This is a genomic window from Janthinobacterium sp. BCJ23, assembly GCF_059617945.1.
The window spans coordinates 414,212-427,690 of sequence record NZ_JCAQAW010000004.1 but is presented as its reverse complement, the minus strand read 5'-3'; the positions used below and the strand labels follow the sequence as shown (position 1 = coordinate 427,690).

The following is a 13,479-nucleotide window of genomic DNA, read 5'->3' as shown; positions in this document are numbered from 1 at the left end:
CAACACATCCTATGTCCTATCTTGTCATCCTGTTCTTTGTCGTTCTGTATTTGCTGGCCACGTTCTTTTTCCACATCCCCGTCTTGATCGCTCTCGTGTATGGCGTGCTGAGCCTGAGCTGCTTTGTTGCCTATGCGATCGACAAGTCGGCCGCCAAGGAAGGCCGCTGGCGCACGTCGGAACGCACCTTGCTGCTGCTGGGATTGTTGTGCGGCTGGCCCGGCGCTGTACTGGCCCAGCAATGGCTGCGCCACAAGTCCAGCAAGCGCTCATTCCGCGTGCTGTTCTGGATCACGGTCGCCATCAATATCGGCGCTTTCGTGTATTTCAGCATGCATTACGCTGCGCCCGATATCGGCACCGAAGTGGCACCCATCGAGCTGTAAATCTATCAACGCGAAAATGTAACAGTTATTGCGGCGCGTTGTAGGTGAAAAGCTCGCCTGTCAGAATATCAATATATCGGGCAATCAACCTAATTCATCGACACGGGAAAGCACTTTTCGACCATGCGCACTTTGCAAATCCACAATTTCTACTTGTTCCGCCTTGCTGTTGCGATTTGTTTCGCAATCACCTTGGCCAGCTGCACAAGCTATCGCTATATTCCTCCGGATTCGGATGCGGGCCGTCAATGCGTGACGAGCTGCGGGACCAATCAGCAAATATGCATTGCCGGCAAAGAGCAGATTGCGGCGAGCCAGGCACAGGCTTGCGAAATGCGCAACACCAGTACCGTTTCCATCTGCTTGGCCGTAGCGAAAACAGATGCGGACCGCGAACTATGCGCGAAGAAACGCCAATATTGTTCATCCAGCGCATCGACATGGCAATGCGACTCCGATTACAGAGCATGCTATACGCAGTGCGGCGGCAGGATCGAGGAAAGCCAATAAACGGCCGGAAGGCATATGCCGCTTAACAAGACGCCGGCGCGGCAGGCTAGCTTCGTCTAGTTATTCGCCCAGCAGGCGCAGCGATTCCAGCCAGTCCGCCTTCCACTCGCGCAGCAACGGTTGCGTGGCGAACGCCTTTTTCAGATGTGCCATCGGTACGCGGTGCACGTCGTGCAATCCGAACGCCAAGGTCACCGGATGCCACAGGTGGCTATTCTTGCCGCCGCGCGAATTCTTGCGCACGCGCGCGCCATCATCGCCAAAGATACCCACGCCGCTGGCCAGCCCCTGTTCCAGGTCAACCTTGCCCACACCGGCAAAGGCCATCAGAATCTGCTCGCGCCCCAGACCCTTCAGGGCGCTGGGCAGAACGGCGGGCGCCTTCTCCGCTTCCGCTTTGGCCAGCTGCGGGTGCTGCAATTCCTTGAGCAAACGCAGCAGATCGCGCTCCTGGAAATGCAAGCCGTCCAGCGGCACGCGCAGTCCCGGCGCCTTCAGTTCGATGGCGATGTTGCTTGAATCGCGCGTAAAACGCAGCCACACATCATCGGCGCCCGAGGCCAGATGCTCTTTGTCGCCGATGAACACGACGGGCGCCGCGTAGCGCGTCACGCCGTCATGGAACAGCTCGGCCCACGCTTCGCTGTAATCGAGCCAGACGTACGGCAAGCCGCCCTGCTCCAGCAAGCGCGCCAGGCTCCAAGGCGTGCCTGTCTGTTGCGCCAGCCAGGCACAGGCCTCAAGTGCGGTGGCGCGGTATGGCAAAGGAAGGGAGGTCATGGCGGTTCCATCGATAAAAGTGGAGCGCAGTGTAGCAGACGCCGCCGCCATCGCTTCGGCAGGCGCATCCGGCGCGCCATTCCTGCACGATGTGCTAGGCTGGAAACAGCAGCACGCGCCACGGCCACCTCGGCAGCGTGGCGCACTACCGCGAGGAGATCATCATGCATTCGAGCACCAACGCCGCCACCGCACCCGCCCCGCCACCGGAGCGCGATTCACCCACGCCGGCCAGCGAAAGCCACGCCGAGGAAATCCTCGATGAAGCGCTGAAGGAAAGCTTTCCGGCCAGCGACCCGATTGCCATTGCAACACCCAAACCGCCGAGCAAGCCACCTGCCGGTAGGTCGTAAGCCGACGACACCACCGTCGCGGCCAACAATATTGTCGGATTACGCGCTTGCGCGCCTCGGCGGCCCCGCTAATCCGACCTACCTCTCCACCGCCAGCAACCCACCCGCCAGTAGGTCGGCTTAGCGCGCAGCGCGTAAGCCGACGACGCCACCATTGCAAGCTCGCAAAGCCACCGCCATGGTGGTTTTTTATGCCTGCACCACATCCAAATGACGCTCCCGTGCGTAGATGGCTATGCCATCACCTGATTTGTTACCACGCGGAAAGGGAAAGCGATGCAGCATTACAGCAAAAAGACGGATCCCATGGACCAGCGCCTGTACCCGGCCCAGCGCATCGACCGGGCCGATGCGCGCCTGCGGCGGCTGAACGAGGCGCTGGCCGATGCGGCGGCGCGCGAACGCTGTGCACGCTGGATTACCGCCTGGGCCGTGGCGGCGGGTGCCGACGCGCCGCGCGGCATGAAACTGCGCATCCGTGGCGAATTCATCTTGCTGTAGAAAGCAAAAAAAGCCCCGCCGGGCATTGCGCCGGGCGGGGCTGTTCAGTCCGTACTGCGGCCAGTTGAACTAGTCGCGGTACTGCTCGGGCGTCGTGTCGCCATCGGCGATTTCATACCACATCGCATTGAGTACGGCGAAGGTCGCCGCCAGCGGCAGACCCAGTATCCAGGCGAAATACCACATAGTTAATTCCTTTCGTAAATTCTTAGTAGGCGTGACCGGTTTCGTCTTCGATGGCTTTGCCGTCAACCTTACCCCACAGCACTTTATACACCCACGTCGTGTACGCCACGATGAGGGGAATGAAGACGGCCGTGACGACCAGCATGATGAACAGGGTCATGTGGCTGGACGAGGAATCCCACACCGTCAGGCTGGCGCGCGGGTCGATCGACGATGGCAGGATAAACGGGAACATGGCCGCACCCACGCTGAGGATGATGCCGGCGATGCTGGCCGCGCTGGCCAGCAAGGCGGGCACTTCGCGGCGCGCGCGCAGCAAGGCGAACGCCAGCAAGGGCCCAAGCAAGCCCAGCACAGGGGCGATCCAGGTCCACGGATGGGTGGCAAAGTTGAGGAACCAGGCGCCCACGTGCACCTGCGCCGTTTTCAGCATCGGGTTCGACGGGCCATCGGTGACAACGGCGCTGGTGACGCGGTAGCCATCGACCCACAGCCACAGGGCCACGCCGGCCAGTGCATACAGCACGACGGTGGCGATCGCCGCCACGCTGCCGTAGCGGCGCGAGCGTTCAGCCACGGCACCGTCCGTTTTCACTTGCAGCCAGGTGGCGCCGTGCATCACCAGCATGGCCACCGAGACGAGGCCGCATAGCAGCGCGAACGGGTTGAGCAGCGCAAAGAAACTGCCGTCATAGAAGATGTGCATGTCCGGCGAAAAACGGAACGGCACGCCTTGCAGCACGTTGCCAATCGCCACGCCGCAGATCAGGGCCGGCACGAAGCCGCCCACGAACAGGGCCGCATCCCAGCGGGCGCGCCAGCGCGGATCTTCGCGCTTGCTGCGGAACTTGAACGCCACGGGACGCACAATCAGCGCCACGAGGATGACGAACATGGCCAGATAAAAGCCCGAGAACGAGACGGCGTACAGCTGCGGCCAGGCGGCAAAGATGGCGCCGCCGCCGAGGATCAGCCACACCTGGTTGCCTTCCCACACGGGGCCGATACTGTTGATGATGACTCTGCGCTCGAGGTCCGTCTTGCCGGCAAACGGCAGCAAGATACCCGTGCCCAGGTCGAAGCCGTCCGTGATGGCAAAGCCCACCAGCAAGATGCCGATCAGCAGCCACCATATCAGGCGCAGGGTTTCATACGAAATCATTTCATGCAAAATCATGGTCTGGTCCTCCTCAGGCGCGTTGAGTATGAATGGCTGCGGCCGCTGGCACGGGGGCCGGCGCCGTCTCTTCCGGCCCCTTGCGGATGGCCTTGAGCATGAGCTTCATTTCGATAATCAACAGCACGGTGTAGATGGCGGCAAAGCCGGCAATGGTGATGAGCAAGGTCGAAGCGCCCAGGTTCGAGACGGCCACGGCCGTTGGAAGCACGCCTTCGATGACCCACGGCTGGCGGCCCACTTCGGCCACGATCCAGCCCGCCTCGATCGCCACCCACGGCAGCGGGATGGCGAACACGGCCAGCTTCAGCAGCCACCGGTGCTTGTCCAGCGTGCGGCGCGTCGACAGCACGAAGAACGTGCCGGTCAACAGGATAAAGAACATGCCCAGGCCCACCATCACGCGGAAGGACCAGAACAATGGCCCCACGGGCGGCACGGTATCGAGCGCGGCCTTGCGGATCTGCTCGGGCGTGGCCTGGCGCGGATCGTCGACATAGCGTTTCAGCAGCAAGGCATAGCCCATGGACTGGCCTTTCGACTCGAACACATCCTTCGCGTCCTGCGGCACGGGGCTGCCCGGCGCCACGCTGCGGATGGTTTGCAGCGCGTCATACGCCTTGATGCCATCCTGGATCAGCAGTTCGCCGCGGTCGACCAGTTGCTCGATGCCGGGAATTTCCGTCGTCAGCGAACGCGTGCCGATCAAGCCCATCACCATCGGGATGTGCACGGCGTAATGCGTCTCGCGCGCTTTCGCGTCGGGAAAACCGATGGCCGTGAAGGCGGCCGGGGCCGGCTCCGTCGTCCACATGGCCTCAATCGCGGCCAGTTTCATCTTCTGGTGTTCCGACGACAGGTAGCCGCTTTCATCGCCGAGCACCACCACCGACAAGGTGGCGGCCAGGCCGAACGAGGCGGCCACCGTCATCGAGCGCTTGGCCAGCTGCACGTGGCGCCCCTTCAGCAGATACCAAGCAGAAATACCGAGCACGAAGATCGATGCTGCCGTGTACCCGGCCGACACCGTGTGCACGAATTTCGCCTGCGCTACCGGGTTCGTCAGCACGGCGCCGAAGTCCGTCACTTCCATGCGCATGGTTTGCGGGTTGAAGGCCGCACCGACGGGATTTTGCATCCAGCCGTTGGCGATCAGAATCCACAGGGCCGAGAAGTTCGAGCCTATGGCCACCAGCCAGGTCGTGACCAGATGGCCCCGCTTCGACAGCTTGTCCCAGCCGAAGAAGAACAGGCCGACGAAGGTCGCTTCCAGGAAGAAAGCCATCAAGCCTTCGATGGCCAGCGGCGCGCCGAAAATGTCGCCCACATAATGGCTGTAATAGCTCCAGTTCATGCCGAACTGGAATTCCATGACGACACCCGTCGCCACGCCCATGGCGAAGTTGATGCCGAACAAGACACCCCAGAACTTGGTCATGTCGCGCCAGATGGGACGGTTCGTCATCACGTAGACCGTCTCCATGATGGCGAGCAGCACTGACAGGCCTATCGTCAGCGGAACAAATATAAAGTGGTACAGAGCTGTCAGCGCGAACTGCAGTCTGGATAAAGCGACAATATCGAAGTCCATATGATTTCCTTGGTGTTACCCTACTGTGTGTAAACTTGCTACCTTTCCAATACTGACCGGTTGCCCGTCAGTCCCCCCGCAAGCCCGCCAGAGCAGTCTCGAAGGCATCCGTGCCACGCCGCGCGTCGCCCACGATACGGCCATCGCGTAGGCTGACCAGCCGGTCCGCCAGCGCCGCTTCGCGCCGCAAGTGGGTTGCGATCAGCAAGCTGCGCCCTTCGCTGCGGGCGCGCAGGCGCTGCAGCACGTCAATCGCCGTCTGCGCATTGAGCGCTTCCGTCGCTTCATCCAGCAGCCACAAGGTCGATTCATGCAGGAACAGCCGCGCCAGCGCCAATCGCCGCGCCTGGCCGCCGGACAAGCCCAGGCCGCCCTCGCCCAGCATGGTGTCCAGGCCGCCCGCAAACGCGCGCACCTCGTCGTCCAGGCCGGCTGATTGCAGCGCAGCCCACAGCTGCGCATCGCTGGCGGACGGGTCGGCCAGGCGCAGGTTGTCGCGCAAGCTGTCCTGGAACAGTTCCGTCTTCTGCGTGAACAGGCAGGCGCGCGGCGCGGCCACCTTGCCCGACAGCGGCGCCAGTTCGCACGCGGCGATGGCCAGCAAGGTCGACTTGCCCGCGCCGCTGGGGCCGATCAAGGCGACGCGCTCGCCATCGGCGATGTGCAGCGATACGTCGTGCAAGATGGCAACGTGGCTGCCCGCATGCGCGGCGCTGACGTGTTCCAGGCGCAGGCCCGGTGCGGCGTCGACAGGCGGTGCAGTGATCTCTTCAACATCCAGGCGCGGCGCCAGACGCCGTACGGCCAGCAGCATGCGCCCCGCTTCCAGCGCGCCGCGGCGCAGTCCCGCAAATGGTTCCACGGCCGTCAGGGCGATCAGCAAGGCCAGGGCCGCCAGCGGCAAACTCATCGTTTGCTGCTCCACCAGCGCGGCCACGGCCAGCAGCACGGCAGCAAGAGTTGCGCCGCCGGCGACGCCATATGCGGCGCCAGCGGCCGTTTCCAGGCGCAGCAGGGCAAAATCGGCTTGCGCCAGCGAACGGTCGATCTGTCCCAACGCCGCGCATTGGGCGTCGATGCGACCCGCCATCACAAGATCCGTCTGGCCTGCCACGAGGTCGATGGTGCCGGAACGCAATTTTTCGATGGCGCGCGAGCGCACGATGGCGGGACGGCGGGCGCCGCGCGCCACGATCCAGCTGACGCCGCCACCGGCGGCCAGCAGCCACACGGCCAGGCCCAGGCCCAGCTGCCACTGCATCACGCCCAGCGCCACGCCGGCCAGCAGGGCCACGCACAGGGCCGTGAAGGCCGGCACGAGCAGGCGCAAGTACAGCGACTCAAGCGCGTCGATATCGGCCGTCAGGCGAAACAGCAGCTTGGCGGGCTGGCGCAGCAAGCGGCTGGCCGCTTCCGGACGCGACCAGCCACGGAACAGGCGCACGCGGATGCTGGCCAGCGCGGCGAACGTGGCGTCGTGCGTGACGAGCCGCTCCGCATAACGCGAACCCGTGCGGCCGATGGCCAGCAGGCGGATGCCGGCCGAGGGGCCGAAGACGTCGAACACGATGGCCGTCGAGGCGTGCAAGCCGGCAATCGACGTGGCCGTGATAAACCAGCCGGACAAGCCCAGCAAAACCATGCCGGCCACCGCCGTCAGGGCCGCCAGCAAGGCGCCCCCGATCAGCTTGCGGGGCTGGGCCAGCAGCAATTGCCGCAGGACGGGGTTCGATATGAGTGAAGTTTTCATGCGCGCAACTCCTGCACTTGGGCATGCGCATCGACCTGCACTGTGCGCTGCAGGCGGCCAGCCAGCACCGGGTCGTGCGTGGCGACGATCATCGTCTTGCCTTTCGCCAGTGCCAGCAGGGCGTCCGTCACGCGCGCCGCCGTTTCGCTGTCCAGGTGGGCAGTCGGTTCATCGACCAGCAGCAAATCGGCATGCGGATGCAGGGCCACGCGGGCCAAGGCCAGGCGCACGGCTTCGCCGCCGGACAAGCCCTGGCCGCCATCGCTGAGCATGACGGCCGGCTGCGCCTGCGCCACCTTGGCCAAGTCCGCCAGGTGCAGCGCCTGCGTCACCTGCGCGGCGTTCGCCCCAACGCGGCCCAGGGTCACGTTCTGGCTGACGGACGCGGCAAACACGTGCGGGCGCTGACCCATCCAGGCCATACGCTGGCGCAAGGTATTGACCGTGCTGTCGGTCAGGCGCACGCCGCCGATGCGGATGTCGCCGCCGCTGGCGGGCAGCAAGCCGGCCAGCAGGGACAGCAAGGTGGTCTTGCCGGCGCCGCTGGCGCCCAGCAGGGCCACATGTTCGCCAGCGCGCACGGTCAGGTCGAAGCCGTCGAACACGGGCGCTTCGCCGGGATGGGCAAAGCGCAATTGCCGGAGTTCCACGGCGGGCGCCGCCGCCACAGCCATGGCGGCGGCGGAAACGGCCGCCACTTCCACACCAAAACCAGGCAAAGGCACGCCATCGGCCGCCAGGTCGTGCAAACCGGCCAGGCCCGCTTCGCCGGCCGCCTTGTCGTGCCAGACGGCGGCCAGTTCGCGCAGCGGCTCGAAAAACGCGGGGGCCAGCAGCAGGATGAACAAGCCCTGCCCCAAGCTCAGCTCGCGGCCCCAGGTGCCGAAATGGATGCTGCCCAGCAGAGAGAAACCGATGAAGGCCGCCACCATGGCCACACCGAGCGCGGAAAACAGCTCGAGCACGGCCGACGACAAAAAGGCGATGCGCAGCACCACCATCGTGCGCCGGCGCACGGATTGCGACGAGGCATCGAGCCGTTCGGCCGTGGCGTCGACGGCGTCGAGCGCGCGCAAGGTAGCCAGGCCGCGCAGGCGGTCCAGCAGGAAGGCGTTCATGCTGCCCATTTCCACCATCTGCGCGCGGCTGGCCGCTTGCGCGCCCATGCCGACGAGCGCCATGAAGACGGGAATCAAGGGGGCGGCGATGAGCAGGATCAAGGCGGCGATCCACGACAGCGGCGTCACCACGGCGAGGATCACGAGCGGCACGAGCATCACTTTCCAGCGCGCGGGTTTGTAGCGCACCAGATACGGCACGATGGCTTCGGCCTGTTCGGCGATGACGCTGGCCGCCTGGCCCGACTGGGCGCGCTGGCGGTCCAGCGGCGAGCGCTGCGCCAGCGCTTGCGCCACCTGTTCCCGCAAGGTGGACAGGTGTGCGCGTGCCGCCGCATACATGCGCCGCGCGCCCCACGCTTCGCAGCCGGCGCGCAGCACGCCCAGCAGCAGCACGCCAACGGCCGGCAACAGGGCCGCGCGCCAGGGTGCACCGTCTTGCATGGCTTGCACGGCCCAGGCCAGCAAGGCCGCCTGCGGCAGCCACAGCAAGGCGGCGCCGCCTTGCGCCAGGCTGGCGGCACGGGGAAGAATAAAGCGGGGCAAGGACAAGGACGTGGTCGGCATCTTCTATACTTCTTGAGTTTTCAGAATTTTCTGTAAATTCGATATTTTGTATAATACTGCGAAACATGACATATATCAATTGACCCCACCAGTATGGCGTGAAAAAATTCAGATAATTATGAAAACTCAACATATCCAAATGACGCCGCTGATCCTGACCTTTGTCAGCCATTTCGGCGAGATGGGCAGCCGCTGGGGCTTTAACCGTACGGTAGGGCAAGTGTACGCCTTGTTATTTGTCGCGGAGCACCCTTTGCACGCAGATGAAATCGCGGAGCACCTGAGTTTTTCACGCTCGAACGTGAGCATCGGCCTGAAGGAATTGCAGGGCTGGGGCTTGATCCGCCAGTCGCGCATTCCCGGCGACCGGCGCGAGTATTTTTCCTCGCTGGGCGATGTGTGGCAAATCTTCCGTGTGGTGGCCGCCGAGCGCCGCCGCCGCGAAGTGGCGCCCACCCTGACGGTGCTGCGCGAAGCGCTGCTGGCACCGGCCACGGAACCGGTGGATCAATATGCGCAGGAACGCATGCGCGAAATGTATGAACTGGTCGACCTGGCCAATACCTGGTTCGACGACTTGCAGCGCCTGTCGCCCGAATCGATGGCGCAGCTGATGAAAATGGGCGCCAAGGTACAAAAGCTGCTCAACGCCAAGGATCGCCTGTTTGGCGTCAGCAACAACAACGACTGAAGCACCCGCCGCCCCCCTCCCAAATAAGCCGAGACGCCGCTAGCACAAGCTGGCGCGCCTTGTCACGCCGTTTCCTAACGTCATGTTGTCTATCGTTAACACAAGCAGACATAGCCGTATGCGATGTTGTCAACTGAACCAATAGTATTATTTAAATTGTATTAATTTATATCAAGAGTAAGCTTGCATTTGCGTACTCTCTACGCACAAGAAATAGATAAAAACGGGCAATGGGATGACTTCCCCGGTATGTAGGGACGCGTCCCAACACTATGAAGCGACTGTCTCAAGCACAAGGGGATTTTCATGAAAAGCGTAAAGAGCATTGCCATCAAGGCATCCATGCTGGCCGCAATGACCGTACTGGCAAGTGCGGCCCAAGCCGCCACCTGGGTGGATGTGGGCCCGGCCAGCGGTTTCGTCATTGACGGCAGCACCGTCACTTATTCACCATCTCCGGCACTGCAGGTGAAATATTATGACGACAATCTCGTGCCACAAAGCCCCTCGGACATCCAGGGTTATATCAATGGCGTGTTCGGCACCAGCCTGGGCACCGCCGTCTCGTATTGCGAAAGCGCCACCTCGGGTTGCACTGCCGGCACCACGGCAGGCTTGAGCGGCGGCGTCAATTCGTATACGAGCGCGGCCGCCTATGACTACCTGGCCATCCACTTCGGCCAGGGCGAACTGGTGTTCCACTGGGCCGCGCCCGTGGCTGCCGGCACCACCTTCACGATCGAGGGCCTGCCCAAAGGTCTGAGCAATTACAGGGCCTTCATTTCAGCCGTGCCGGAACCTGGAACCTATGCCATGCTGCTGGCCGGCCTGGGTCTGCTGGGCTTCATGGCACGTCGCCGCCAGGGAAAGTAAGCCTCATCTGCGGCAGCGGCGCACCAGCGTCCGCTGCCGCCCTCAATGCCAGCGGCCTGTTTGGCCCGTTTACACCGCGCTTGCGGCGCAGGTCCCGCTTTTTACACCATCTTTAGACTCCCTTCGCTATGCTCGACGGCATCCACTGCTGACCGACGAGGGAGTACTCATGCATGAACAACCGTTTCAGCCACGCGCGCGCAGCGTGATCCGCCAGCACCTGCCCGTGCGGGAACGGCTGCGCCTGGCACGACTGACCAACAGGAAAATCATTTCGGCATGCTCGGCGCTGCTGTGCGCGGCGCCGCTGTTGTATTTGCTGAGCGTAGTGCTGTTTGCGCAGCCGTGACACGGCTTGCAGGCGAGCGAAGAACAGAGATGAAGAGTGATGGCAATGCGACAGGCTGTCGCATGCATGGCCAGCATGAGCTGGTCCGCCCAGAGGGAATCGAACCCCCATTCACGGTTTAGAAGACCGTTGTCCTATCCGTTGAACGATGGGCGGAAGGTGCAGTATTTTAATCCATGCGCGCCAGCAATGAAATGCCAGCGCGAAATAGAAAACGGGCTGTCATTTCTGACAGCCCGCTTATGACTTTGGTCGGAGTACAAGGATTCGAACCTTGGACCCCCTGGTCCCAAACCAGGTGCGCTACCGGGCTGCGCCACACTCCGAAGACAAGATAATAACGCCCCCACCCAATTTCGTCAATTGCCATAGACGAATTAGATGGAAATAACTATCGACGCTGCCCCGTGCCTGCCCCTTTAAGCGCCGACTTTATCGGCGATGCGGCGCGCCATGCTCTCGGCCTTCTCCTTGTCTTTCGCTTCCACCATCACGCGGATCAGCGGTTCCGTGCCCGAAGCGCGGATCAGCACGCGGCCCGTGTCGCCCAGTTCGGCCTCGACCAGCTCTTTCTCGGCCACCATGGCGGCATTTTTCTGCCAGTCGAAACCGGGCGCCACGCGCAGGTTGATCAGGGTTTGCGGGAACAGCACCAGTTCGGCCAGGCATTGCTGCAGGCTCTGGCCGCTGCGCTTGAGCGCGGACAGCACTTGCAGCGCGGAGACGATACCATCGCCCGTCGTGTGGCGATCCAGGCACAGCAAATGGCCCGAGCCCTCGCCGCCCAGTATCCAGCCCTTTTCCTTCATGACTTCCAGCACGTAGCGGTCGCCCACCTTGGCGCGCGCAAAGCCGATGCCCTGCTGCTTGAACAACACTTCCAGCGCCATATTCGTCATCAAGGTGCCGACGGCACCGGCCACGGGGCCCGTCGCCAGCCGGTCCTTGACCATGACGTACAACAACTCGTCGCCGTTGTACATACGGCCCGTGGCGTCGCACATGATCAGGCGGTCCGCGTCGCCATCGAGCGCGATGCCCAGGTCTGCACCATGCTCGATGACGGCTTCGGCCATGGCCTTGGTTGCCGTGGCGCCGAAGCCCGCGTTGATATTGAAACCGTCAGGCTTGTTGCCGATGGCGATGACTTCCGCGCCCAGCTCATGGAACACGTGCGGCGCGATATGGTAAGCGGCGCCGTGCGCGCAATCGACGACGATCTTCAGGCCACGCAAGTCCAGTTCGTTCGGGAAGGTGCTCTTGCAAAATTCGATGTAGCGGCCCTGGGCGTCATCCAGGCGTTTGGCGCGGCCCAGCTTGTCCGATGGCACGCAAGCCATGGGTTCGTCGAGCGCCGCCTCGATTTCCAGTTCCACGCTGTCGGGCAGCTTGGTGCCCTGGCCGGAAAAGAACTTGATGCCGTTGTCGTGATACGGATTGTGCGAGGCGGAAATGACGACACCGGCCGCCAGGCGCAGTGCCCGCGTCAGGTAGGCAATCGCCGGGGTCGGCATGGGGCCGGCCAGCATCACGTCCACGCCAGCGGCCGACAGGCCCGCTTCCAGCGCCGCTTCCAGCATGTAGCCGGAAATGCGCGTGTCCTTGCCGATCAGCACAGTCGGGCGCGCCTTGCCGCCTTGCGACTTGGCCAGCACCTTGCCGGCCGCATAACCGAGGCGCATGACGAAATCGGGGGTGATCGGAGCCGTGCCCACCAAGCCGCGGATGCCATCGGTGCCAAAATATTTACGCGTCATAGTTTTCTCTTTTTGTTGTTTATAATGAATCTTACAGGGTCAGTGCGCCATGCGCCAGACCTTCAGTGCATCGGCGGTTTCCGCGACATCATGCACACGGATAATTTCCGCGCCTTGCGCTACCGCAGCCAGCGCGCCGGCCACGCTGCCGGCCAGGCGCTGCTCGACGGGACGGCCCGTGACGGCACCGATCATCGACTTGCGCGACAGTCCGGCCAGCACAGGCAGGCCCAGTTCGCTACGCAGCTGGCGCGTGGCGCGCAGCAAGGCATAGTTCTGTTCCACCGTCTTGCCAAAGCCAAAGCCGGGATCGATGCACAGGCGTTCGCGGGCGATGCCGGCCGCCGTCATCGTGTCGATGCGCGCGCGCAAGAAGTCGATGACTTCGCGCACCACGTCTTCGTACTGCGGCTGGTCCTGCATGGTTTGCGGCACGCTTTGCATGTGCATGATACACAGCGCGCAGTCGCTGTCCCGCACGGCCTCGATGGCGCCCGGCGCACGGAAACCATTGATGTCGTTGATCATGTCGGCGCCCGCCAGGATGGCTTCGCGCATCACTTCCGGCTTGTACGTGTCGACGGACAGGGGCTTGCCGCAGTCACGCAAGGCGTACAGCACCGGCATGACGCGCGCAAGCTCGTCCTTCAGCGGCAGCGGCGGCGCGCCGGGACGGCTCGATTCGCCGCCGATATCGATGATGTCGACGCCGTCAACAATCATCTGCTCGGCGCGCGAGATGGCAAACTCCAGGTGTTGATACTGGCCCGCATCGGAAAACGAGTCGGGCGTGATGTTCAGGATACCCATCACCAGCGCCTGCGTGCCTTGCAGGTTGAAGCCGAAACGGCCGAATTGCAAATAATGTCGCATGTGAATCTTTGTAGTCG

At 63.0% G+C, this 13,479-nt stretch carries 15 protein-coding genes and 2 tRNA genes; 7 read left to right on the top strand and 10 right to left on the bottom strand.

Annotated elements, in window-relative coordinates; translation table 11 throughout:
* Positions 1-11: 11 nt before the first annotated feature.
* Both AC54AG_RS16190 and AC54AG_RS16185 read left to right on the top strand, forming a co-directional pair.
* Positions 12-386 carry a DUF1294 domain-containing protein gene (locus AC54AG_RS16190; RefSeq protein ID WP_034757483.1) on the top strand — a complete coding sequence of 125 codons (375 nt, stop codon included), beginning with the start codon at positions 12-14 and terminating at the stop codon, positions 384-386.
* Between the two features lie 123 nt (positions 387-509).
* A complete protein-coding gene (locus AC54AG_RS16185; RefSeq protein ID WP_331777806.1) occupies positions 510-896 on the top strand; it encodes an Aq_678 family protein in 387 nt (128 codons plus the stop codon).
* 60 nt (positions 897-956) lie between these two features.
* On the opposite strand, the gene AC54AG_RS16180 is transcribed toward AC54AG_RS16185, so the two are convergent.
* Complete coding sequence (locus AC54AG_RS16180) at positions 957-1,676, bottom strand: hypothetical protein (RefSeq protein ID WP_072454626.1); 720 nt, start codon at positions 1,674-1,676, stop codon at positions 957-959.
* Positions 1,677-1,840: 164 nt separating this feature from the next.
* On the opposite strand from AC54AG_RS16180, the gene AC54AG_RS16175 reads away from it, so the two are divergent.
* Positions 1,841-2,029: a hypothetical protein gene (locus AC54AG_RS16175; RefSeq protein WP_070304418.1), complete on the top strand. Its 189-nt coding sequence runs from the start codon at positions 1,841-1,843 to the stop codon at positions 2,027-2,029.
* A 276-nt stretch (positions 2,030-2,305) separates the two neighbouring features.
* The gene (locus AC54AG_RS16170; RefSeq protein WP_331777805.1) at positions 2,306-2,530 is read left to right on the top strand and encodes a hypothetical protein; all 225 of its coding nucleotides are present in this window, start codon (positions 2,306-2,308) and stop codon (positions 2,528-2,530) included.
* Positions 2,531-2,599: 69 nt separating this feature from the next.
* Here AC54AG_RS16170 and cydX read toward each other — a convergent pair whose 3' ends face one another.
* The 5 genes from cydX to cydD form a co-directional block, all read right to left on the bottom strand.
* Positions 2,600-2,716, bottom strand: a complete 117-nt coding sequence (cydX, locus tag AC54AG_RS16165; RefSeq protein WP_034757467.1) for a cytochrome bd-I oxidase subunit CydX — start codon at positions 2,714-2,716, stop codon at positions 2,600-2,602.
* Positions 2,717-2,738: 22 nt separating this feature from the next.
* Positions 2,739-3,893, bottom strand: coding sequence for a cytochrome d ubiquinol oxidase subunit II (gene cydB, locus AC54AG_RS16160; RefSeq protein WP_496630928.1), 1,155 nt, complete (start codon positions 3,891-3,893; stop codon positions 2,739-2,741).
* 13 nt (positions 3,894-3,906) lie between these two features.
* On the bottom strand, positions 3,907-5,484 hold the full coding sequence (locus AC54AG_RS16155; RefSeq protein ID WP_072454628.1) for a cytochrome ubiquinol oxidase subunit I: 1,578 nt from the start codon (positions 5,482-5,484) through the stop codon (positions 3,907-3,909).
* A 67-nt stretch (positions 5,485-5,551) separates the two neighbouring features.
* The gene (locus AC54AG_RS16150) at positions 5,552-7,234 is read right to left on the bottom strand and encodes an amino acid ABC transporter ATP-binding/permease protein (protein WP_496630926.1); all 1,683 of its coding nucleotides are present in this window, start codon (positions 7,232-7,234) and stop codon (positions 5,552-5,554) included.
* Positions 7,231-8,919, bottom strand: coding sequence for a thiol reductant ABC exporter subunit CydD (gene cydD / locus AC54AG_RS16145; protein ID WP_496630925.1), 1,689 nt, complete (start codon positions 8,917-8,919; stop codon positions 7,231-7,233). The genes AC54AG_RS16150 and cydD overlap by 4 nt, the downstream gene beginning before the upstream one ends.
* Positions 8,920-9,058: 139 nt before the next feature.
* On the opposite strand from cydD, the gene AC54AG_RS16140 reads away from it, so the two are divergent.
* The 3 genes from AC54AG_RS16140 to AC54AG_RS16130 all read left to right on the top strand — a co-directional run bounded on the left by AC54AG_RS16140 (position 9,059) and on the right by AC54AG_RS16130 (position 10,832).
* Positions 9,059-9,610, top strand: coding sequence for a GbsR/MarR family transcriptional regulator (locus tag AC54AG_RS16140; protein WP_230517562.1), 552 nt, complete (start codon positions 9,059-9,061; stop codon positions 9,608-9,610).
* A gap of 306 nt (positions 9,611-9,916) precedes the next feature.
* Complete coding sequence (locus tag AC54AG_RS16135; RefSeq protein WP_070304357.1) at positions 9,917-10,483, top strand: PEP-CTERM sorting domain-containing protein; 567 nt, start codon at positions 9,917-9,919, stop codon at positions 10,481-10,483.
* A 169-nt stretch (positions 10,484-10,652) separates the two neighbouring features.
* The gene (locus AC54AG_RS16130; RefSeq protein WP_072454631.1) at positions 10,653-10,832 is read left to right on the top strand and encodes a hypothetical protein; all 180 of its coding nucleotides are present in this window, start codon (positions 10,653-10,655) and stop codon (positions 10,830-10,832) included.
* A gap of 81 nt (positions 10,833-10,913) precedes the next feature.
* On the opposite strand, the gene AC54AG_RS16125 is transcribed toward AC54AG_RS16130, so the two are convergent.
* The 4 genes from AC54AG_RS16125 to folP all read right to left on the bottom strand — a co-directional run bounded on the left by AC54AG_RS16125 (position 10,914) and on the right by folP (position 13,462).
* Positions 10,914-10,988, bottom strand: a tRNA-Arg gene (locus AC54AG_RS16125).
* 93 nt (positions 10,989-11,081) lie between these two features.
* Positions 11,082-11,158, bottom strand: a tRNA-Pro gene (locus AC54AG_RS16120).
* Positions 11,159-11,251: 93 nt separating this feature from the next.
* Positions 11,252-12,589 carry a phosphoglucosamine mutase gene (gene glmM, locus AC54AG_RS16115; protein WP_070304355.1) on the bottom strand — a complete coding sequence of 446 codons (1,338 nt, stop codon included), beginning with the start codon at positions 12,587-12,589 and terminating at the stop codon, positions 11,252-11,254.
* A 39-nt stretch (positions 12,590-12,628) separates the two neighbouring features.
* Positions 12,629-13,462, bottom strand: coding sequence for a dihydropteroate synthase (folP, locus tag AC54AG_RS16110; protein WP_331777800.1), 834 nt, complete (start codon positions 13,460-13,462; stop codon positions 12,629-12,631).
* Positions 13,463-13,479 lie beyond the last annotated feature (17 nt).